This is a genomic window from Ruegeria sp. YTSA144, assembly GCF_059610125.1.
This window is the reverse complement of the sequence record NZ_JBXWNA010000007.1, coordinates 65,027-84,159: the sequence shown is the minus strand read 5'-3', so window position 1 is coordinate 84,159 and position 19,133 is coordinate 65,027. Positions and strand designations below refer to the sequence as shown.

At 58.2% G+C, this 19,133-nt stretch carries 26 protein-coding genes; 12 read left to right on the top strand and 14 right to left on the bottom strand.

Annotated elements, in window-relative coordinates:
* Positions 1-71: 71 nt before the first annotated feature.
* The 5 genes from AC2FF8_RS15255 to AC2FF8_RS15235 are packed head-to-tail and all read right to left on the bottom strand — an operon-like array spanning position 72 to position 4,685.
* Positions 72-2,207, bottom strand: a complete 2,136-nt coding sequence (locus AC2FF8_RS15255; protein WP_496880103.1) for a hypothetical protein — start codon at positions 2,205-2,207, stop codon at positions 72-74.
* Positions 2,204-3,073 carry a flagellar motor stator protein MotA gene (gene motA / locus AC2FF8_RS15250; RefSeq protein WP_170346736.1) on the bottom strand — a complete coding sequence of 290 codons (870 nt, stop codon included), beginning with the start codon at positions 3,071-3,073 and terminating at the stop codon, positions 2,204-2,206. The genes AC2FF8_RS15255 and motA overlap by 4 nt, the downstream gene beginning before the upstream one ends.
* Before the next feature lie 47 nt (positions 3,074-3,120).
* Complete coding sequence (locus AC2FF8_RS15245) at positions 3,121-3,705, bottom strand: MotE family protein (RefSeq protein WP_257599539.1); 585 nt, start codon at positions 3,703-3,705, stop codon at positions 3,121-3,123.
* Positions 3,702-4,178 carry a hypothetical protein gene (locus tag AC2FF8_RS15240; RefSeq protein WP_496880102.1) on the bottom strand — a complete coding sequence of 159 codons (477 nt, stop codon included), beginning with the start codon at positions 4,176-4,178 and terminating at the stop codon, positions 3,702-3,704. Before AC2FF8_RS15240 ends, AC2FF8_RS15245 begins: the two co-directional genes overlap by 4 nt.
* 9 nt (positions 4,179-4,187) lie before the next feature.
* Entirely contained in the window at positions 4,188-4,685 is a 498-nt protein-coding gene (locus tag AC2FF8_RS15235) for a flagellar basal body-associated FliL family protein (protein ID WP_480685833.1), read from the bottom strand.
* Positions 4,686-4,804: 119 nt separating this feature from the next.
* Here AC2FF8_RS15235 and fliF point away from each other — a divergent pair, with 119 nt between their 5' ends.
* The 4 genes from fliF to fliP are packed head-to-tail and all read left to right on the top strand — an operon-like array spanning position 4,805 to position 7,992.
* Positions 4,805-6,388: a flagellar basal-body MS-ring/collar protein FliF gene (fliF, locus tag AC2FF8_RS15230; protein ID WP_496880101.1), complete on the top strand. Its 1,584-nt coding sequence runs from the start codon at positions 4,805-4,807 to the stop codon at positions 6,386-6,388.
* Positions 6,388-6,984 (top strand): FliH/SctL family protein, encoded by a 597-nt coding sequence (locus AC2FF8_RS15225; RefSeq protein WP_496873442.1) that lies wholly within the window; start codon positions 6,388-6,390, stop codon positions 6,982-6,984. Before fliF ends, AC2FF8_RS15225 begins: the two co-directional genes overlap by 1 nt.
* Positions 6,977-7,264: a FliM/FliN family flagellar motor switch protein gene (locus AC2FF8_RS15220; protein WP_170346730.1), complete on the top strand. Its 288-nt coding sequence runs from the start codon at positions 6,977-6,979 to the stop codon at positions 7,262-7,264. Before AC2FF8_RS15225 ends, AC2FF8_RS15220 begins: the two co-directional genes overlap by 8 nt.
* Positions 7,264-7,992 carry a flagellar type III secretion system pore protein FliP gene (gene fliP, locus AC2FF8_RS15215; RefSeq protein WP_171117115.1) on the top strand — a complete coding sequence of 243 codons (729 nt, stop codon included), beginning with the start codon at positions 7,264-7,266 and terminating at the stop codon, positions 7,990-7,992. Before AC2FF8_RS15220 ends, fliP begins: the two co-directional genes overlap by 1 nt.
* A gap of 102 nt (positions 7,993-8,094) precedes the next feature.
* Here fliP and AC2FF8_RS15210 read toward each other — a convergent pair whose 3' ends face one another.
* Together AC2FF8_RS15210 and AC2FF8_RS15205 are read right to left on the bottom strand one after the other, a co-directional pair.
* Entirely contained in the window at positions 8,095-8,694 is a 600-nt protein-coding gene (locus tag AC2FF8_RS15210; protein WP_257599534.1) for an MlaC/ttg2D family ABC transporter substrate-binding protein, read from the bottom strand.
* Positions 8,684-9,454, bottom strand: coding sequence for an MlaA family lipoprotein (locus AC2FF8_RS15205; RefSeq protein ID WP_257600881.1), 771 nt, complete (start codon positions 9,452-9,454; stop codon positions 8,684-8,686). The genes AC2FF8_RS15210 and AC2FF8_RS15205 overlap by 11 nt, the downstream gene beginning before the upstream one ends.
* 345 nt (positions 9,455-9,799) lie before the next feature.
* Between AC2FF8_RS15205 and AC2FF8_RS15200 the strand changes: the two genes are divergently transcribed.
* Genes AC2FF8_RS15200 through AC2FF8_RS15185 form a run of 4 tightly spaced genes read left to right on the top strand, consistent with a single transcriptional unit; the run spans position 9,800 to position 12,542 of the window.
* Complete coding sequence (locus AC2FF8_RS15200; RefSeq protein ID WP_171172046.1) at positions 9,800-10,255, top strand: RidA family protein; 456 nt, start codon at positions 9,800-9,802, stop codon at positions 10,253-10,255.
* Positions 10,252-11,019, top strand: a complete 768-nt coding sequence (locus AC2FF8_RS15195) for a glycerophosphodiester phosphodiesterase family protein (protein ID WP_170346727.1) — start codon at positions 10,252-10,254, stop codon at positions 11,017-11,019. Before AC2FF8_RS15200 ends, AC2FF8_RS15195 begins: the two co-directional genes overlap by 4 nt.
* A gap of 45 nt (positions 11,020-11,064) precedes the next feature.
* Positions 11,065-12,252: a GNAT family N-acetyltransferase gene (locus AC2FF8_RS15190; RefSeq protein WP_496873444.1), complete on the top strand. Its 1,188-nt coding sequence runs from the start codon at positions 11,065-11,067 to the stop codon at positions 12,250-12,252.
* Entirely contained in the window at positions 12,249-12,542 is a 294-nt protein-coding gene (locus AC2FF8_RS15185) for a 4a-hydroxytetrahydrobiopterin dehydratase (RefSeq protein WP_152459417.1), read from the top strand. The genes AC2FF8_RS15190 and AC2FF8_RS15185 overlap by 4 nt, the downstream gene beginning before the upstream one ends.
* Here AC2FF8_RS15185 and AC2FF8_RS15180 read toward each other — a convergent pair.
* From AC2FF8_RS15180 to AC2FF8_RS15165, 4 genes are all read right to left on the bottom strand, one after another.
* A complete protein-coding gene (locus AC2FF8_RS15180) occupies positions 12,539-12,847 on the bottom strand; it encodes a hypothetical protein (RefSeq protein ID WP_170346725.1) in 309 nt (102 codons plus the stop codon). The genes AC2FF8_RS15185 and AC2FF8_RS15180 overlap by 4 nt on opposite strands.
* A gap of 21 nt (positions 12,848-12,868) precedes the next feature.
* On the bottom strand, positions 12,869-13,216 hold the full coding sequence (locus AC2FF8_RS15175; RefSeq protein WP_496880100.1) for an EF-hand domain-containing protein: 348 nt from the start codon (positions 13,214-13,216) through the stop codon (positions 12,869-12,871).
* Positions 13,217-13,227: 11 nt separating this feature from the next.
* A complete protein-coding gene (locus AC2FF8_RS15170) occupies positions 13,228-13,473 on the bottom strand; it encodes a YMGG-like glycine zipper-containing protein (protein ID WP_170346723.1) in 246 nt (81 codons plus the stop codon).
* A 101-nt stretch (positions 13,474-13,574) separates the two neighbouring features.
* Positions 13,575-14,060 (bottom strand): peroxiredoxin, encoded by a 486-nt coding sequence (locus tag AC2FF8_RS15165; protein ID WP_425079964.1) that lies wholly within the window; start codon positions 14,058-14,060, stop codon positions 13,575-13,577.
* 99 nt (positions 14,061-14,159) lie between these two features.
* Here AC2FF8_RS15165 and AC2FF8_RS15160 point away from each other — a divergent pair, with 99 nt between their 5' ends.
* From AC2FF8_RS15160 to AC2FF8_RS15145, 4 genes are all read left to right on the top strand, one after another.
* The gene (locus AC2FF8_RS15160) at positions 14,160-15,371 is read left to right on the top strand and encodes an NAD(P)/FAD-dependent oxidoreductase (RefSeq protein ID WP_170346721.1); all 1,212 of its coding nucleotides are present in this window, start codon (positions 14,160-14,162) and stop codon (positions 15,369-15,371) included.
* Positions 15,368-15,925 carry a 16S rRNA (guanine(966)-N(2))-methyltransferase RsmD gene (gene rsmD / locus AC2FF8_RS15155; RefSeq protein ID WP_425079966.1) on the top strand — a complete coding sequence of 186 codons (558 nt, stop codon included), beginning with the start codon at positions 15,368-15,370 and terminating at the stop codon, positions 15,923-15,925. Before AC2FF8_RS15160 ends, rsmD begins: the two co-directional genes overlap by 4 nt.
* Positions 15,926-16,014: 89 nt before the next feature.
* A complete protein-coding gene (locus AC2FF8_RS15150; RefSeq protein WP_496880099.1) occupies positions 16,015-16,650 on the top strand; it encodes an HAD family hydrolase in 636 nt (211 codons plus the stop codon).
* Between the two features lie 25 nt (positions 16,651-16,675).
* Positions 16,676-16,855 (top strand): hypothetical protein, encoded by a 180-nt coding sequence (locus AC2FF8_RS15145; protein WP_496880098.1) that lies wholly within the window; start codon positions 16,676-16,678, stop codon positions 16,853-16,855.
* On the opposite strand, the gene map is transcribed toward AC2FF8_RS15145, so the two are convergent.
* From map to sfsA, 3 genes are all read right to left on the bottom strand, one after another.
* Positions 16,843-17,655 (bottom strand): type I methionyl aminopeptidase, encoded by an 813-nt coding sequence (gene map, locus AC2FF8_RS15140; RefSeq protein WP_496880097.1) that lies wholly within the window; start codon positions 17,653-17,655, stop codon positions 16,843-16,845. The genes AC2FF8_RS15145 and map overlap by 13 nt on opposite strands.
* Positions 17,656-17,789: 134 nt before the next feature.
* Entirely contained in the window at positions 17,790-18,359 is a 570-nt protein-coding gene (locus AC2FF8_RS15135) for a hypothetical protein (protein WP_496880096.1), read from the bottom strand.
* 52 nt (positions 18,360-18,411) lie between these two features.
* Positions 18,412-19,122, bottom strand: coding sequence for a DNA/RNA nuclease SfsA (gene sfsA / locus AC2FF8_RS15130; protein ID WP_496880095.1), 711 nt, complete (start codon positions 19,120-19,122; stop codon positions 18,412-18,414).
* Positions 19,123-19,133 lie beyond the last annotated feature (11 nt).

Genomic DNA, 19,133 nt, shown 5'->3' with positions numbered 1-19,133 from the left:
ATTGCAGGGTATACCGTGATCGGGACCTGCCTTCACTTTGCCGGGTGCGGCCGGAACAGCCGCGATATACGTCATTTTACACCAACTGCGTTCAACATCTCATCGATCCGCTGGCGGGCGGACTGGCTGTCCTTCAACAGGTTTTCAGCATCCGCCAGCGGTTTTTCCGCCAACCGTTCCGGCAGGTCAGACAAGGCTTGGGTCGTTTGGTTCAACGCCGCGTATTTCCCGCCCGCAGGTTCCAACCTTTCATCCGACACCCCGGCCAGCCAGAAATAGCGGCTTGCTGTTTCGTTTTGGTCGAGATCTCGGAGCACATCGCCGGCGGCTGCAAAATCTTCTGTTGAGACCATCGCCTGCGCGCGCAAGGCATTCGCCTCCTCGGAATTGTCATCAGCCAGCTCCAGCAGGGCTTGATGAGGGCGCCCCGACAGCAAAGCGGCCCGAGCCCGCAATCGAGCCCGATCCAAGCGCCGCGACTGATCTTCCGGTCTGTTTGCCAGAGCGAATGTCTGCTGAGTAAAGCCCAGATCAGCAAGACGGCTGGCCAATGCAATTGCAGTATCGGTTGTCAGCACTGCCGCCATATCCGGCTGCATTGCCTCCATCGTCTGGCGTAGAAAGGTTGCGTCATCCGATCTTTCGGCAAGCAATTGCAGATGCCGATTGATCGCGCCGCCGCTATCGGGGCCGGGTGGCTGCGCTTTGATCACGCCAAATGCGCGGTCGAATTCCTGGCTCAGGCTCAGAGCGATCGCATAGGTGCGGTTCATCATCGGGCCCAGTTCCGATCGCCTGAACTCGACCGCATAAGATGCCGCCAGTTCAAGCTCCTGAGAAGAAACAGCTTTACGTTCAGACCAACGTTTTTCCACCAGGCGCGCCAAAGCCAGCGGTGATTCAGTGGCGGCGTTGGTTGAGGTTATAACCTCGGTCAACAATTCTTCTTCGCGGTCACTGTTCCCTTCCGCCTTGGCAACGCTGGCTTTGGCCTGAGCGACACCGGATGTCGTTTCCGGTTCAATCCGGTCAACCGAGCGAAGGATTCTGCGGGCAGCCTCCAATTGTTGTGCGTTCACCAGTATTTCTGATAACCGCGGCCCCAGCTGGCGGCGAAGATGATCCGGCAGTCTTGAATACGCGTGTTCGATTGCTTCCACATTCGCGTCAGGTGCCAGCTCGCTTTCGGACAACACAGCCCAAAGTGCAGCATCACCGTCACATCGTTGCAGGTCGTTGAATGGATTCCTGGGCAGCGGCGGCCGGTTATCTACAACCCGGGCAATTGCTGCAACTGGTTCGAAGCCCTCAGGCGGCGTCTCCAACAGCCTCAAGACACTCAACGCTTCGGCTCCGAAACCGAAAGAGGCGTAGAGCTTGGCCAGTTTCATGGCCTTTTCGCCGTCAAGTTTGTCAAACTCTTTGTACAGCCCTGAACGGAGAGCTGACACTTGATCTGGAAAAGGCGAGTCCCCAGACCAGGACGCAAAACTCAGCTCAGCAGTCGAGATGCAGGCCGGTCTTTGGTCAATTGGTTGCAGTTCTGCGTTCAAAACATTCTGTAAATCGTCCAAAACCGTGGTCAGACGTAAGTTCGAACTCAATTGGGGCGCCACAACGCTTGTACCGGACGGGGCGGTATTGCGTGGCCCGACAGGAGCAAGCTTCAAGTCCAGCAACTTGCGATCGGCCCCTTGCAGAAGACGAGTCGACAGCTGGTCTTTTATCCCCTGCTCAGTCATGGTGAGAAGCGGCAGATGCAACCCTGTCTCAACCGATGGCGGTTTGTCTTGGGCCGTTTTTCCGATCAAGGGTGGCGGTATATCCTCAAGAAGCGGCGGTAACAATTCCTCTGGCGCGATGTCCAGTACGATCATCGAGTTTCTGTACAGAAACGCCGACGCCACGCAGTTGCATCCGAACTCCAGCTCCAACGCGCTGCCGGGGTTCTTCTGCGACAAAGAAGCCAGGCGGTTCGTGGTCAAACGCCCAAAAACCGAGCTGGTTTTGAATGTCACGTCGTCCAGGGCAATGGTAAGGCTTGCGCCGTTCTTCCGTTGCGCCAGCACCCAGCGGGTGTCTGGTGGCACGTCGAAAACCAGACGTGTGAATCCGTCATGCTCTCCGGATCGCACCACCACGTCCTTTGCGGTCACGGCAGACGCAGCCGTGACCAAAACCGCAATCAGAAACCCGATGCGCTTCATGCCGCCGCCTGCTTGAGCTCTTTTAATGCGTCTTCCAGCTCGGAAAAGCCCGGGCGGTTATGGGTTGGGGTGTTCTGGCGTCCGACCTCAATGCACATGGCGGCATTGTGATTGTGCAGATTGGCCACCAGTACTTCTTTGATCAGCTGATAAAAGTGGTTGTCTTCTTCAACCACGGCTTTCAGTTTGCCTGCGAAGGGGCCGACCAGACCATAGGCCAGAAAAACGCCCAGGAAGGTGCCTACGAGGGCGCCCCCAATCAACTTCCCCAGCACTTCGGGCGGCTGATCGATTGATCCCATCGTCTTGATCACGCCCAGAACCGCGGCAACGATCCCCAGCGCGGGCAGGCCGTCTGCTACTGTTTGAAGTGCATGGCTTGAGTGCATGGCATGATGAAAATTCGCTTCCATGCGCTTCTCCAGAACCTCTTCAACCTGATGCGGATCGTCATAATTCATCGCCGCCGACCGCATGGTGTCACAAATCAGGTCGACGACCTCCTTGTCTGATTGGATCTTGGGATATGCGGAAAACAAGCTGGAGTTTTCGGGGTCTTCAATATGCTGCTCGACCTCAACCGGATTGGCGCGGGCAATGCGGATCAACGAAAACAGAAGACACAGAAGGTCACGATAGTCTTCGGGCTTCCATTTCGGGCCTTTGAACACCTTGCCCATGTCTTTGATCGTATGTTTCACGCCGCCCATGTCATTGCTGATCAGAAAGGCGCCTACGGCGGCACCGCCGATCATCATCATTTCGAAGGGAAGAGATTTCATGATGATGGTCATCTTGCCACCTGCCGCGAGATAGCCGCCGAAGACCATTACGAAGATGACAACAATTCCAACAATTCCAATCATTTGAGATCTCCAGATGAGTTCTGTGCGATACCGGGCAACACCGGCGACTATTCCTGCGGGGCCGAGGCGTTGCGTCCGGCCATGACGACGCTGATCGTATAGGCCGCTTCGGGGCTCAGGCCCGCCAGTACGCCAGCCGCTGCGTCCGCCGGCATGCGGGACAAGAACCCTGCGGCAAAGGTCGGGTCCATGGTTTCAAACAATGCGGCTGCGTCCTTTGGTTTCATGTTCTGGTAAACATCCGTCAGGCGCGCCAGATCGTTCTCTGCCGCCTTGTCCGCAACCGCCAACGTGGCACGCAGGGCATCTTCTGCTTCCTTCAGGGCCGTCAGACGCGTTTCAACGGCTTGGGTTGCGATCTCCAGTGCTTTTTCCTGATCGCGCAATTCATCCTCTCGCTGCTTGACGCGTTCCTCCCGGCGCAAAAGCTCTGCCAACACAACCTGAACATCGCGTGTTTCGGATGCGGCGGGCTTGTTTTCCACGGCTTCGGGCATCGCCGGTTTGGCGAGCGCAGGTCCCGCCTCCAAGCCAACGCGAATCGCAGCCGAGCCGATCATCAGCAATGAGATGACAGCAAGCACACCGCCGCGCGGGCGCGTATCGTGTTTGGCGTTGCGCGCAAGGCTCATACCTGCGCCCCGCTCTGCTTGCGGTCATGCCGGAAGAACATCAGGCCCTCTGGCGCTTTGGGTTGCTCTTCACTCGTACCAGTTTCGACCGGTTCCGCTGTTTTCTCGTGCTTGGTGCCCTGTTGCTCTTCAGGCTGAGGCTCGTCTTGGACAGGCTTTGCTTTTTCCGGAGCGGCAGTTTCTTCTTCGGGGATGACATCATGCAGAGATGCCATCATCAGCTCCAGGCGCTGAGCCACGGTTTCAGCCCTTTGCGTCAGCGCCTTAAGATGATCCCCCGATTGATCAGAGGCATTTCGCGCGCTGTCGAGAGATTTCTTCAGCTCTTCTGCCTGGGTCGACAACACGGCCACCGCGCCACCGACGCCTTTTTCAAGATCGGTGAACCGCCTGAGGCGGCGCGACAGCACAAAGCAATAAAGTCCCGCGCCCAACGCACCGGCGACCAGCAAAATATCCGCAATCAGCTCCAATTCCGCCTCCTAATTCAGCACAAATTCCATCACCAGCACATCGCGAACGCGCCCTTCGCCAACGACAATTCCAATGCGTCGCAGCAGGTGACCTCGGATGCGCGTCAATGCCAGCGAATCCTCCAGGTCCTTCAATTCAACGGCTCGCAGGTATCCGTTCAGGACATCCATGATTCGTGGCTGCATTTTTTTCACATCATCCATGTACGGCGCGTTAACTTCGAGCTGAGCGTGGAACTTCAAATGTCGCGACTTGCCGGAATTCACCGATACAACAACCGGCGGCAGATCAATGAACCCGACATCCGCCAGCGCTTTGGCAGGTTCCTCTTTCGCCTTGTCCTTGCCGGCTTCAACCGCGGCCTTGCCACTCAGCGGAATCAATCCGGATGACGTCAGGAAATACCCGCCCGCAGCGCCGGCGATGGCAAGAAGCATCCCGATCAGGATTCCCTTTTTCCCTTTTTTTCCGGTGGGTTCCGCCAGTTCATCGGTTGCGTCGGTCATGACGTCCTCATTCATCCGTTCCGACTCCGTCATAACCGCGCAGGGACTAACCGATTGTTAAGAGCAATCGTCCAAACAGAGGGTGCGTCGGGCAGAATGCCGGCGAGTCGGAGGTGAGCGTGCAGCAGATCGGAACTGTCTGGGCTAATTTGGACAGGCGTAAACAAATCATCGTCGCCGGTGCGGTTGCGCTGGTGTTTCTGGGAATCCTTGGCATGTCGCGCCTTGTGACGGCTCCGTCCATGACGTTGCTTTATGCGGGCCTGGAAAGCGGTGCCGCCGGGGAAATAGTACGCGCGCTGGACCAGCGCGGCGTCACATATGAAATTCGGGGCGGATCGATCTACGTATCCGGCGCGCAGCGCGACGAGCTGCGAATGACCCTGGCCAGCGAAGGCCTGCCCGCAAACGGCAATAAAGGGTACGAACTGCTTGATTCGCTAAGCGGGTTTGGCACCACCTCTCAGATGTTCGATGCTGCTTATTGGCGCGCGAAAGAGGGTGAACTGGCGCGGACGATTGTCGGTAGTCCGCATATAAGTCAGGCGCGCGTCCATATTGCCAACGGGACAGCAAACCCGTTTCAGCGCAGCGTGTCGCCAACAGCGTCTGTTTACCTCGTGCCATCCGGGACCGAAATTACCGGGGATCAGGCCAAGGCCATCCGGTTCCTTGTTGCCTCGGCCGTCAGCGGTTTGACGCCGGAGAACGTTACGGTGGTTGATTCGCACGGGGCCGTGATTGGCGGTCAGGATACCGCAGCGCCTGCGAACACTGCGGACGACAAGTCGCGTCAGTTGCGGGAACGCGTTCTGCGTCTGGTCGAGGCGCGTGTCGGTACCGGCAACGCCGTGGTCGAGGTCAGTGTCGATACCGAGACCAAGACGGAATCCATTCGCGAGCGGCGCTTTGATCCCAAGGGCCGCGTGGCGATCAGCACGGATGTCGAAGAACGTTCGGACAGCGCCCGAAATCAGTCATCGGATGTCACCGTGGCGTCGAACCTGCCGGATGGTGATGCGGCGGGTGGGGACGAATCGAACTCGACGGCTACCCAGACTCGAGAGCGGGTGAACTACGAAGTCTCCGAGACAGAACTGGAAGTTCACAAGGCCCCCGGCGCGATCAAGCGTCTGACGGTTGCAGTTCTGGTCAACGGGAAAAGATCGGTGGACGCCTCCGGTACCGAAGTCTTCACGCCCTTGCCTCAGGAAGAGCTGGCCGCTCTGGAAGAGCTCGTGGCGTCGGCAGTCGGGTACGATGCGGCGCGCGGGGACGTTATAACACTGAAATCCATGGATTTGCCGTCGGTCGAACCGCAGGGCACTCTGGTTTCGTCGTCGCTCTGGCAGAACATCCATCTGGATGTCATGTCCTTGATACAGATGGCTGTGCTGGCTTTGGTTTCGCTCGTGCTGGCCCTGTTCGTGATCCGCCCGATCCTGACGAAAGCAACACCGACACCGGCGCTGCTGACGGCGGCAGGAGGGGCGGATTCGGATTCCCTGGCGCTGACTGGTGAGATCGCACCGGAGGATCCGGCAGAGTTCTCGACCCTGCCGGCAGAGCGCGGTGTTCCGGCCCTCGGCTCGAACGCCACGGAGGATCCTGTCGATCGGCTGCGCGCCATGATCGGTGACAAGCAGGAAGAGACTGTCGAGATCCTGCGCAGTTGGCTTGAAGAAGGCGAGGAGCGGGTGTGATGTCGATTGCCCATCTTCTTGAGGATTTCACCACCCAGACCGGTACGGGGCCAGTTCTGATCTTGAATGAGGACACGCTGGAAGAACAACGGCTCGCTGCCTTCGAAGACGGGTATGGGGCCGGTTGGGAAGATGCCTCGCGGGCGCAGGAGCAAAGTCGCGGCCAGATTTCGGCTGAATTGGCAAGGTCGCTTGAGGATATGTCTTTCACCTATCACGAAGCCATCGCCCGCATGACCCTGTCGTTGGAGCCCATGTTCACCAGCCTGGTTCAGACCGTACTGCCTGAGATGGCAGAGCGCGGCCTGGCAGCCCGCATCGTGGAACAACTCTGTGAAATGGCGCGTTCGCGGGTAGAGCAGCCGATGCAGATTTTGGTGTCGCCGGGATGTGCCGAGAGTGTCGCAGCGCTGTTGCCGCAAGATCTGCATTCCACTCCTCAGGTGATCGAACACTCCGAGCTGGAGCCGGGTCAGGCCCGCCTTCAGGTCGGCACGAGTCGGCGTGAGGTTGATTGCACCGCTTTGCTCACCGCCATCGAACAGACCTTTGACGCTTATGTCTTTGAGACAAGAGAGGCTTTGTCCAATGAATGACACCCAGATCCCGAAATCTGAAAAACCCAACCCGTTCGAATCGGTCCCGATTGAAGTGACCGTTTCCGTTGGTCGTGCGCGTCCATTGATCAAGGACCTGTTGAACATGGGAGAGAATGCCGTGCTGACCCTGGACAAACGGATCGAAGATCCGGTTGACCTCTATGTTGGGGATCAGTTGGTGGCGCGCGGGCTGTTGGAAGAAATGGAAGGCGATCAGGCGGGGCAACTTGCAGTGCGCTTGACCGAGATTGCGGATCTGCACAACGGAATCGGTTGATGCGCTATGTAATCTGCCTGGCTTTGGTGGCCGTGTTGACGCCCTCACTGGCCGCTGCCCAGGATTTGACTTTGTCTTTGGGCGAGGGCGGGTCGATTTCCGCCCGGACGATCCAGCTGATTCTGCTGATCACAGTACTGAGCATCGCTCCGGGGCTGGCGATCATGATCACCTGCTTTCCCTTCCTGATCACCGTTCTGTCGATCCTGCGGCAAGGGATCGGCCTGCAACAATCTCCACCCAATATGCTGTTGGTCAGCCTGGCGTTGTTCCTGACCTATTTCATCATGGATCCGGTATTTTCAGAAGCATGGGCGACGGGGATACGACCGATGATGGAAGAGACGATGGAAGTGGAGCCAGCCTTGGAGCGCGCGTTAGAGCCGTTCCGCGCCTTCATGGCGGCCCGACTGGATGCGGACACGTTCTATGCCATGGCGGCTTTGCGCCCCGGTGGTGAGGCTATGGAGCTGTCCGCACAAGCGCCGTTGTCGGTCTTGATGCCGTCCTTCATGCTGTCGGAAATCGCGCGGGCGTTTCAGATCGGGTTTCTGATTTTCCTGCCGTTTCTGATCATCGATCTTGTCGTGGCTGCGGTATTGATGTCGATGGGCATGATGATGGTGCCTCCGGCAATCGTATCCTTGCCATTCAAGCTGGCCTTTTTCGTGATTGCCGACGGGTGGGCTTTGATTGCGGGCGCGTTGGTGCGCAGTTACATGCCGTGACCTCGACATTTAGCCCCGGTGCGCAGAAAAAAAGGTGGTCAGATGCCTCTGGTCCACTGTTGTCAAAGGCGTATTTCAACACCCAACCGCAAGTGAACCGGATTAGCCCGTCTTTTTCAGGTCTTTGATCAACTGGTTCAGGTTGCCTTTGCGGGCATCCAGCATCGCGCCGATTTCGGTGCGTTCGGTCAGCAACAGATTCACGCCTTCGATGAACATGTTGTAGAATTTTTCACGCCCCGACTTGTCCGAAACAAGGAACGTCACATCAAACGGAGCCGAGCCGCGCAGTTTGACCAATGTGCGAACTTCATATCCGGCCTTGATCTTGCGGGCATTGCGCACGCTGACCTCACCGCCGATGAACTCGCGGAAGCGGCGACCATATTTGCGCGAGATATAGCCCTGAAACGCCTTGGTGAATTGCTTCAGCTGGGATGGGGTGGCCGTACGGGCATCGGCACCGAGGGCATAACGCGCCATGATCGGGACGTCGGCATATTGCACGAAAATCTTCTCGAAATCACGCAGCATCGCAGTCTCGGACTTGCCGGATTCGATAACCCTGTTGATGTCGTTGACCACGCTGCTGACCAGTGCTTTGGCTGTTGCTTCGGTCTGGGCAAACGCGGATTTGGGCAGGACCGCCAAGGCCAGACCAGCTGCGACAAAGTTACGGCGGTTCAACTCGTTATTCAGCATAGGGGTCCTCGTAGGGGTCTAGATAGGGGTCCCTGACCGGGTCTGTCCCGGTTTCGGCATAGGGGTCAGAATACAGATCCAGATAGGCGTCTTCGTCATCTCTTGTCAGTTCGAAGCGGCGGTTTTGCAGATAGATCAGGCGGGCCTGTGCATAACTGTCGGCGCTTTCATACAGAATCGAATCCACGGTATCCGAGAACCGTCCACGATCACCCATGCGGCGAACGACTTCGGCATAGACGCCCAGATTGTCGGCGGGCCGGACCGGGGTAAAATTGATCGGATTCGAGAACAGGTTGATCACGACGCCGATGGCATCCCTTTGCGTCGACGGGCCATAGAAAGGCAGTTCAACATAAGCCCCTTCACCGACCCCCCAGACGTGCAGGGTCTCGCCGAAATCAGTATCGACGGGCGGCAGGTTCAGCTCATCTGCGGGCGCGGACAGGCCAAAGCCGCCCACGGTCATGTTGATCACGAAGCGCAGCAGCGCATTGCCCATCTGTTTCGGGTTGCCCTGAAGCAGGTAGTCGACCGCCTGCCCGGGCAGCGAAATGTTTTCGGCGAATGTGCTGAAACTGGTGACCATGGGATCGGGAACGATCTTCACGTACCCTTTGGACGCAGGGCGAAACAGAAACCGGTCAACGCCCAGATTGAACTTGTGAATTCCCCGGTTCGTGTTTTCGTAAGGGTCAAACACGTCGCTGCGTGAGGCACCCTCGGGAGGTGTCGTTGCACAGGCGGACAGAATGGCCATGAGCGACAGGACAACCAGGTGTTTCAGGCGAAATCTGCTCGACACGATCTTTGCTTCTCCCAAATGCCCGGCATACGTTCTGTCGGGCAAACAATCACAATTTACCAATACTTACTCGCCGGTATGGCACAAGTTCTTGTCACATAGTCGTTTCAGGTCTCAAATGAAACACCTAGCGTGTAACCTGTCCGTCAGGTCCGGGTAAAGCAATTGAGTATCTAAAAGTCATAATAAGTAAAGATATGCTCAGATCGCATGCAAGCCGGAATTTGCCGCATTCCGTCTTTCCACGGCTGTGCTTCCCGGTTAGCGTCCGGCAGAGTCAATCAGGGAAGGACCCTTTCAATGAGCATCGCTGCAAAACTGGAAAGCCTCGGTGTCACGCTGGGCGACGCACCCGCTCCAGCGGCAAACTATGTGCCGTATGTACGTGTGGGCAATATCGTGTACGTGTCCGGCCAGATATCGAAAACGGATGAACTGATCACCGGCAAGCTGGGCGATGATATGGATGTCGAAGCCGGAGCGGCAGCGGCGCGGGTCTGCGCGATCAATCTGTTGGCACAGGTCAAGGCGGCCTGTGGCGGAGATATCGACAAACTGGTGCGTGTCATCAAACTGACCGGTTTCGTGAACTCGACCGCAGATTTCACGGCGCAGCCGCAAGTGATCAACGGCGCATCCGACTTCCTGGTCGAAGCGCTGGGCGACGCCGGTCGCCACTCGCGTTCCGCCGTGAGTGCTGCGTCGCTGCCTTTGGGCGTGGCGGTCGAGATCGAAGGCATATTCGAAATCGAATGATACCGCCCCTGCCAACTGCGTTTTTGCAGGCCCCGATTGCTCATCGGGCGCTGCATGACGTTTCGAACAACCGCCCGGAAAACAGTCGGGCGGCCATTCGTGCCGCCATTGATGCCGGTTACGGGATCGAGATCGACCTTCAACTGACAGCTGACGATCGTGCCGTCGTGTTCCATGACTACGATATGGGGCGTCTGACCGGCCAGCCCGGGCCGATCCGGCAGGTGTCGGCGGCGGCGGCGTCAGAGTTGACCCTTCTGTATGGTGATGACGGCATTCCGACGCTGGATGAGGTGCTGGATATGGTGGCAGGCCAGGTGCCGCTGCTGATCGAGCTGAAGGACCAGGACGGCGTTATGGGTATGAATATCGGTGCCCTCGAGCACGACACCGTGCGCGCATTGCAGGGGTACGAAGGTCCGGTGGCCCTGATGTCCTTCAATCCCAACTCGGTCGCGGAACTGGCGCGGCTGGCTCCGCATCTGCCGCGCGGCATCACGACCTGCGCCTATGAGCCCAGTGTCGAGCTTCTTCCGCAAGCCGTCTGCGACACCCTGCGCGATGTTCCTGATTTTGACCGTGTCGGGGCCGGTTTCATCAGCCATGAGGCGGAAGACCTTTCCCGCCCGCGTGTGGCCGAGCTGAAGGCGCAGGGCGTGCCGATCCTGTGCTGGACCGTTCGGACGCCCGAACAAGAGGCAGAGGCCCGCATGGTTGCCGACAATGTGACCTTCGAAGGGTATCTGGCTGCGCATTCAGCTTGAACCTTGGCGCCTCGGTCACAGATAAAGGGCTGGCGCGGAGGATACATGGATCAGGCTCAAATCGAAGTTCAGGCACTTGGGTCTCTGTCGCAGATTTCAGCGGCAGAGTGGGATGCCTGTGCCTGCCCCGAGGCCGCCGATGGTGGGCGGCCCCTTGATCCCTTCACCACGCATCGCTTTTTGCTGGCGCTTGAAGAAAGCGGCTCGGTCGGGCGCGGTACGGGGTGGCAGCCGCAATACCTGACAGCCTTTCTTGACGGGATCCTGATCGCAGCGGCCCCGATGTATGCCAAATCGCACAGCCAGGGCGAGTACATCTTTGACCACAGCTGGGCCCATGCCTATGAAAGCGCAGGCGGGCGGTATTATCCCAAACTGCAAATTGCGGTGCCGTTCACTCCCGCCACCGGGCGGCGGTTTCTGGTGCGTCCGGGCTATGACAGGATCGGAATGTCGGCTTTGGTGCAGGGTGCCGTTCAACTGGCGGTCGACAATCAGGTTTCTTCGGTTCACGTGACCTTCTGTACGGAAGCCGAGGCATTGGCCGGTGAGCAGATGGGGCTTATGCCACGCAGCTCGCAACAGTTTCACTGGCTGAATGATGGCTATGCTGATTTCGACGAATTCCTCACCGCGTTGTCGTCACGCAAGCGCAAGAACATCCGCAAGGAACGGGCGCAGGCCAACGGTTTTGGCGGCGAAATCCATACATTTACAGGCGATGACCTGCGCCCGGAACACTGGGATGCGTTTTGGCGGTTCTATCAGGATACCGGGGCACGAAAATGGGGGTCACCCTATCTGACACGCCAGTTTTTTGACATCGTACAAGAGACGATGGCGAATGACATGGCCCTGGTTTTGGCGGAACGGGATGGTCACGCCATCGCGGGTGCGCTGAACTTCATAGGCCGCGAAACGCTTTTTGGGCGGTACTGGGGCTGCATTGAACATCATGCCTGCCTGCATTTCGAACTGTGCTACTATAGGGCGATAGATTTTGCCATTGCCCACGGTCTGGCCCGGGTGGAAGCGGGCGCTCAGGGCGAGCACAAGCTGGCGCGTGGCTATTTGCCGACGCGCACGCATAGCTTGCACTGGGTCGGTGATCCGGGTTTTGCCGATGCCGTCAAAAAATATCTGGACGCCGAAGGCCGCGCAGTGGGAGAAGAGATCGAGATTCTGACGGATTACGGCCCGTTCAGGAAATCGAACCCGGAGGAACAGCAATGACTGAACTTTTGTCCGCCGAGACCCGTGGCCCGCTGCTGGATCCGCTGTTCAAAAACGGCTGGACCATGGTCGAAGGCCGCGATGCGATCACCAAGACCTTCATATTCGACAACTTCGTGCACGCTTTTGGCTGGATGACGCAAGTGGCGATCTGGGCCGAGAAATGGAACCACCACCCAGAATGGTCCAACGTCTACCGCACGGTCGAGGTGGTTCTGTCCACCCACGACGTAGGTGGCCTGTCGTCACTGGACGCCAAGCTGGCCCGAAAGATGGACAGTCTGTGCTAACGGTCGTTGCCTGACCCCTGGCCACCGGCCAGCGACGCAGCCGTGCCCATCTGCTTGAATTCAGCAGGTGTGACGGTGCCGTCGCTGACATCGATGGATCTTGGGATACCCGTGGTCTTGTTCCCGATCTGGCGCACGCTGCGCGCCGCTGGGTTGATATCCAGACACCGGTTTTCATAGCAGGTCAGGCCAGACAGATTGATCTGGATGCGGGCCTGTCCGTTCGGCCCCGTCACCACCGGAGCTTGCGGAACGTCACAGGCCGCGGCCAGTGCCAAAGCACCCATTCCGATCCATTTTTTCATAGCAAGCTCCTTCAAACGGGCTTAGTCCAGTTGACCATTGCCATTCTGATCTGCCGCGCCGAAATCTTCATTCATCTGTGCATCATATTCCGATCTTGAGATAAAGCTGTCCTTGTTGCGGTCAACATTCTGGAACTGCTTTATGTCCAAAAACGGCTTGGCCTCGGCCTGACCCAATGTGCCGTTCTTGTCTTCGTCCATGGCCTGAAACGCATAGTCCGAAAAAGCGTCGAATTCGTCTTTGGACAGGAATCCGTCATTGTTCGCGTCGATGGCGTTCAATTCTTCTTCATGCAGTTCGGCCACGGTTTCGGCATTACCCGCCGAGGCCAGGAATGCAGCCGTGAATACAAAAATCGCCCGTTTCATGTCCAATCTCCTCAGCATGCAAATCTTTGGCCTTCAATGCCACCGGCGGCAGCGCCGGCTGCGGTCAGGATCGTCTTGCCCGATCCACCGCCGAACTGGTTGCCGATTGCACCGCCGATCAAGGCGCCGCCCAATGTGCCGCCAAGGCAGGCAATCTCGTGCTGTCGTGCGGCTTGCTGTTGCGGGGTTGGGGCCGGACCGCAGGCTGCCAGAAGGGCCGCGCCGGTCAGGAAGGAAAAAATCAACTTAAGTTTCATAAAAATCTCCCCAAATTATGCGACGAGTATTCGCGCATTGGGGCGCTGCTTCAAGTTAAATTGGGCTCACGCGGCCCCGGACAAACCGGGGCCGGCCAAATTCAGATCGCCTCCAACAGGCCTTCACCCGCCGAGATCCCGCAGGCACCGGGGTTATCTTCCAGGTTCAGGGCTGTGACCTTGCCGTCCTCGACCAGCATCGCATAGCGTTTGGAGCGTGCGAACAAACCCACAGGCGGGGCGTCGAAATCCATGCCGATGGCCTTGGTGAATTCTGAAGCCGCGTCTGAAACCATCGTCAATCCGGCCGCGGTCGCGCCGGTGGATTCACCCCAGGCGTGCATGACGAACGGGTCATTGACCGACAGGCACATGATCTCGTCCACGCCTTTGTCGTCGAACTGTTTTTTTGTACGAATGAAGCTTGGCACATGTGCGGTGGTGCATGTGCCGGTATAGGCGCCGGGCACGGCGAAAATGACAACCTTGCGCCCTTTGGTCTTGTCTGAAATCCGAACTTCCTCCGGCCCGTCGGCCCCCATCTGGATCAGTGTGGCCTCGGGCAAGGTGTCTCCTGTTGAAATCATTTTTCAGCTCCTGTCGTTTGGATTTGCAGTATTGGGTTAAGCCGCAATATAGGTTGTCCAACCAGAGAGACCACGGGGAAACTGCGGGGTGGGCAAAACATGAGCCATATTGTCGTGATTGGCGCGGGTCAGGCAGGAGCGTCCTTGGTGGCGCGGCTGCGCAAGGACGGGTTCGACGGAGAGATTACTCTGATCGGGGCCGAGCCGCATCTGCCATATCAGCGCCCGCCTTTGTCCAAGGCCTACCTTCTTGGAGAGATGGAGCTGGAGCGCCTGTTCCTGCGACCCGAAAGCTTCTATGCGGAAAACAACATCACTCTGCGGCTTGGCCAGCGCGTGACCGGCATCGACCCCAAGGCCAAAACGGTCACTCTTGGGGACGAAGTCATCCCGTATGACAAACTGGCGCTGACCACCGGGTCAGATCCGCGCCGCCTGCCTGCCGCCATCGGAGGTGATCTGGACGGTGTGCACGTGGTGCGCGACCTGGCCCATATTGATCAGATGGAACCCAAAGTGACCGAAGGCGCCCGCGCGTTGATTGTGGGCGGCGGTTACATCGGGCTCGAGGCGGCCGCCGTCTGCGCGAAACGCGGCGTCAAGGTCACCTTGGTCGAGATGGCCGACCGCATCCTGCAACGGGTCGCTGCGCCCGAAACCAGCGACTATTTCCGTGCGTTGCACAGCGAATACGGTGCCGACATTCGCGAAGGCGTCGGGCTGGATCGTCTGATCGGCGAAAATGGCAGGGTTGTGGGGGCCGTATTGACGGACGGCACGAAGCTGGACGTGGATTTCGTCGTGGTCGGAGTGGGCATCACCCCCTCTACCCAACTGGCCGAGATGGCAGGGCTCGAACTGGACAACGGCATCAAAACCGACGCCCATGGCCGGACCTCTGATCCGTCGATCTGGGCGGCGGGCGATTGCGCCTCTTTCCCCCATGGCGAAGGGCGTATCCGTCTGGAAAGCGTCCCCAACGCCATCGACCAGGCCGAAATCGTGGCGCAGAACATGCTGGGTGCGGCCAAGGAGTATGTGGCGACCCCCTGGTTCTGGTCGGACCAGTACGACGTCAAGCTTCAGATCGCGGGCCTGAACACCGGATATGACCGCGTGGTGACCCGCAAGGGAGAGGGTCAGACCGTGTCCTTCTGGTATTACAAGGGCGACAGGCTGATTGCTGTGGATGCGATGAATGATCCGCGGGCATACATGGTCGGCAAAAGACTGATCGAAATGGGCAAGACCGCTGATCCCGAAGTCGTGGCAGACCCGAACGCGGACCTGAAACCGCTGCTCAAGGCGTGAGGATCATTGCCGGAGAATTCCGGGGCCGGGCGCTGGCCTCGGTCGGCAAGGGTGATGCGGGCGCGCATCTGCGCCCCACCACCGACCGTGTGCGTGAAAGCCTGTTCAATGTGCTCAGCCACCAGATCGAATTTGACGGTTTGCGGGTGCTGGATCTGTTCGCGGGAACCGGGGCGCTGGGGCTCGAGGCGCTGTCGCGGGGGGCGTCGCATGTCACCTTCGTCGATGACGGGCGAGTGGCCCAGGGGTTGATACGCAAGAACATCGACCTGACCCGCAGCGCCGACCGGACGGATTTGATCCGCCGCGACGCGACCCGGTTGGGCGACAATCCCGCCGCGCCTTATGATCTGGTTTTTCTGGACCCGCCCTACGGGAAATCCATGGGGCAGAAGGCCGTCGCCGCCTTGGCCAATGGCTGGATCGCGGATGATGCATTGTTGGTTTGGGAAGAAAACGCCCCGATGCAGGCGCCGGCCGGATTTAAATTGCATGACAGCCGCAAATATGGCGACACGCATATTTCCTTGATGTGGAAAGGCGTTCCAGATTGAAACGCGCTGCGCGGTTTGGTGCGGAACATGGGTGGACGATGACAGGAAAGCCTTGATAGGCCGAGCGTGAGGCAAAGCAGGAATCCCATATGCACGATCTTGTCATTTTCGATTGCGACGGCGTTCTGGTGGACAGCGAGGTGGTCTCGAACCAGGTGCTGGTGGACAATCTGGCGCAACATGGCCTGCATCTGGCGCTGCATAAATGTATGTCCCTGTTTGTGGGCGGAACCATGGTGGGTGTGCGGGACAAGGCCCGCGCGATGGGTGCCGTTCTGCCCGAAGGCTGGATAGATCAGGTCTATGCCGAAACCTATGACCGCCTGCGTGCAGGTGTGCCATTGGTGCCCGGTATCGCAGACCTGCTTGAGGGGCTGGATCAAAAAGGTATCCCTTGTTGCGTCGCGTCGAATGGCAGCCCGGACAAGATGAAGATCACTCTGGGTCAGAACGGGCTTTGGGACCGGTTCAAAGACGTGATGTTCTCGGCCCATGTGCTGGGTATCGGAAAGCCGGACCCAAAGATGTTCCAACTGGCCGCCGAGCACTTTGGCGCGACGGCTCCGGTGGTGATCGAAGACAGTCATAGCGGTGTCACAGCGGCAATCCGCGCCGGCATGCGTTGCCTTGCTTATGCGCCTCATGGAGGCGGTGAAAAGCTGGCGGATCTGGGGGCCGAAGTGATCACGGACATGTCACAGGCGCATGGGGTGTTGGGACTTTGACCCGCGGTCGTGCTAATGTGCACGCATGGACCGCACCCTGACACCTTTTGCCTGGACCTTTTCCAGCGATGCAGAAGATTCCACCAGCCCAGAGCGCAAACCCTTGCGCGCGCCGGTCTTCATCCACGACGCGGTCACGCCGTGGGGGGATGAAACGATGCTGTTGAAACTTCTCCGCGCACAGGCCGCGGATCAAGAGGAATAGGTCGGGTGAAATGTGCCAGCGGGTGACAGGGTAAAGATATCGACCCCATCCGAGGTGACGCCCACCGAATGTTCGAACTGTGCCGACAGCGATTTGTCGCGGGTCACGGCTGTCCAGTCGTCGGCCAGAGTCTTGGTTTCGGGGCGACCCAGATTGACCATGGGTTCGATGGTAAAGAACATACCCTCTTCCAGAACCGCACCGGTGCCCGGGCGGCCATAGTGCAACACGTTCGGTGGTGCGTGGAACACCCGGCCCAGACCATGACCACAGAAATCACGCACGACGCTCATCCGATGCGCTTCGACATAGGACTGAATAGCGTGGCCGATGTCACCAAAGGTATTGCCGGGCTTGACCATCTCGATGCCCTTGAACAGCGCGTCATGGGTCACCTGGATCAGCCGTTCCGCCTTGCGCGGCAGCTTGCCCGCCACATACATGCGCGAGGTGTCGCCGAACCAGCCATCGACGATGACGGTGACGTCGATATTCAGAATGTCGCCATCCTTCAGTTTCTTCTCACCGGGAATCCCGTGGCAGACCACGTGGTTCACGCTGATGCAGCTGGCGTGCTGATAGCCTTTGTAACCTATGGTGGCCGAGGTCGCACCGGCGTCTTCGACCATCTGCGTGATCAGCCCGTCAATGGCGCCGGTGGTTTGTCCGGGAAACACATGTTCGGCAATGTCATCCAGAATCCGCGCAGCCAAAGCCCCTGCCGCATGCATCCCGGCAAAGTCACCTTGTTCATAGATGCGGATGCCGTCCTTGGTCAGGCGGCCACGATGCTCTTTCATCGACGCTAAGCTCCAAATGTTGCGCGCAGCATTCCTTTTACGCTGCTTGTGCAGAAAGTTCCAGAGGGTGTGCAGTGGTGGGTGTTTTTCAGTTAATTGGGTTTAATACAGAGACTGATAAGGGCACTTGTCGATCAAGGCAGACGAAAGTGAGTTGGGAATACGCCGACACTGCTTCCGGGGCCAACAAGAATAATCTGCCTTCCGGTTTGCAGACGTCTGCGAATACTGTTCGGGACATCACAAACGACGTTAATGGCACGCGCCGTGTCTTTCAGAGCGATCGGCCTAGGGCACTTCCGAGAATCTCCCATATTGGGATCACTAACAACAAATGTTATTTCTACCGTGTGAAAAGAGGGAAGAGAAACAACCATCGGGATCGTCGCTGCCACTACAAGAAACCCCGCGAACGCGCCTGCCAAAGGCATGAAAAATATAGACAATGTTGTTTTTATTGGCTCCGAGAGTTGGATGCCTTCCGATAAGCTAAGATGAACCGCCCAAAGCGCCAATGCCGCAGAAAGCGCGCCGACTACACATGCTGGCCAAAAAGTCCAAGAAACCCAATTTGGAGAAGGAACAAACGGCACACCAATAAATTGAGTAAAGACAGGAGCGGCGCCTAAGAGTATGAGTGTCAGCGAAGTTGTTCGAACCAGTTTTTCCAGCTTTTCACTCTCGGTCTTAGATTGTGCCGACATCGATCTGTCCTTTGAAAACACCTTTGTGTGGGATCCAAATACTTGGTGCAGCTTATAATTTTTCACAACGAAAGATTGATGATGCCACCCAAACCCCCGTTGGCGTTATCCGCGTCCCGCAAACGATCCGCTCGACCCCCTGTGCCTGCGCCGCCTCAAACGCCGCCGCATAGGCCGGGTCGATATCCGCGGCCAGCGCAAACCGGTCGCAATCCGTACGTTGCACCAGATACAGCATGATCGCCCGGTGGCCCTGTGCCGCCATCGCGGCCAGTTCACCCAGATGCTTGGTGCCACGGGCTGTGACGCTGTCGGGAAACTCGGCCAGACCGGGCTGGCGTGACAGTGTCACGCTTTTCACCTCGACATAGGCATCCGGCAGGCCCGGCCCGGTCAGCAGGAAGTCGATGCGGCTGTTGTCGCCGTATTTCACCTCGGGCCGGACGGTGTCATAGGCGGCCAGTTCGGGAATCTCACCGGCTTCCAAAGCAGTGCGCAGCGCCCGGTTCGGAACCGAGGTATCGACCCCGGTAAAATGCCCGTTCTCGTGGTCCACCAGCCGCCAACCGTATTTCAGCTTTTTCTTCGGATCGTCGTTGGGTTCCAGCCAAATCTTCTCGCCGGGCTCGGCCAGCCCCATCATCGACCCCGGATTGGCGCAATGGGCCGTTACCTCACTTCCATCCTCAAGCCTGCAATCGGCCAGAAAGCGTTTGTAGCGGCGGATCAGGCGGGCGGGGACAAGAGGGGTTTCAAATCGCATGGTTCAGGGCC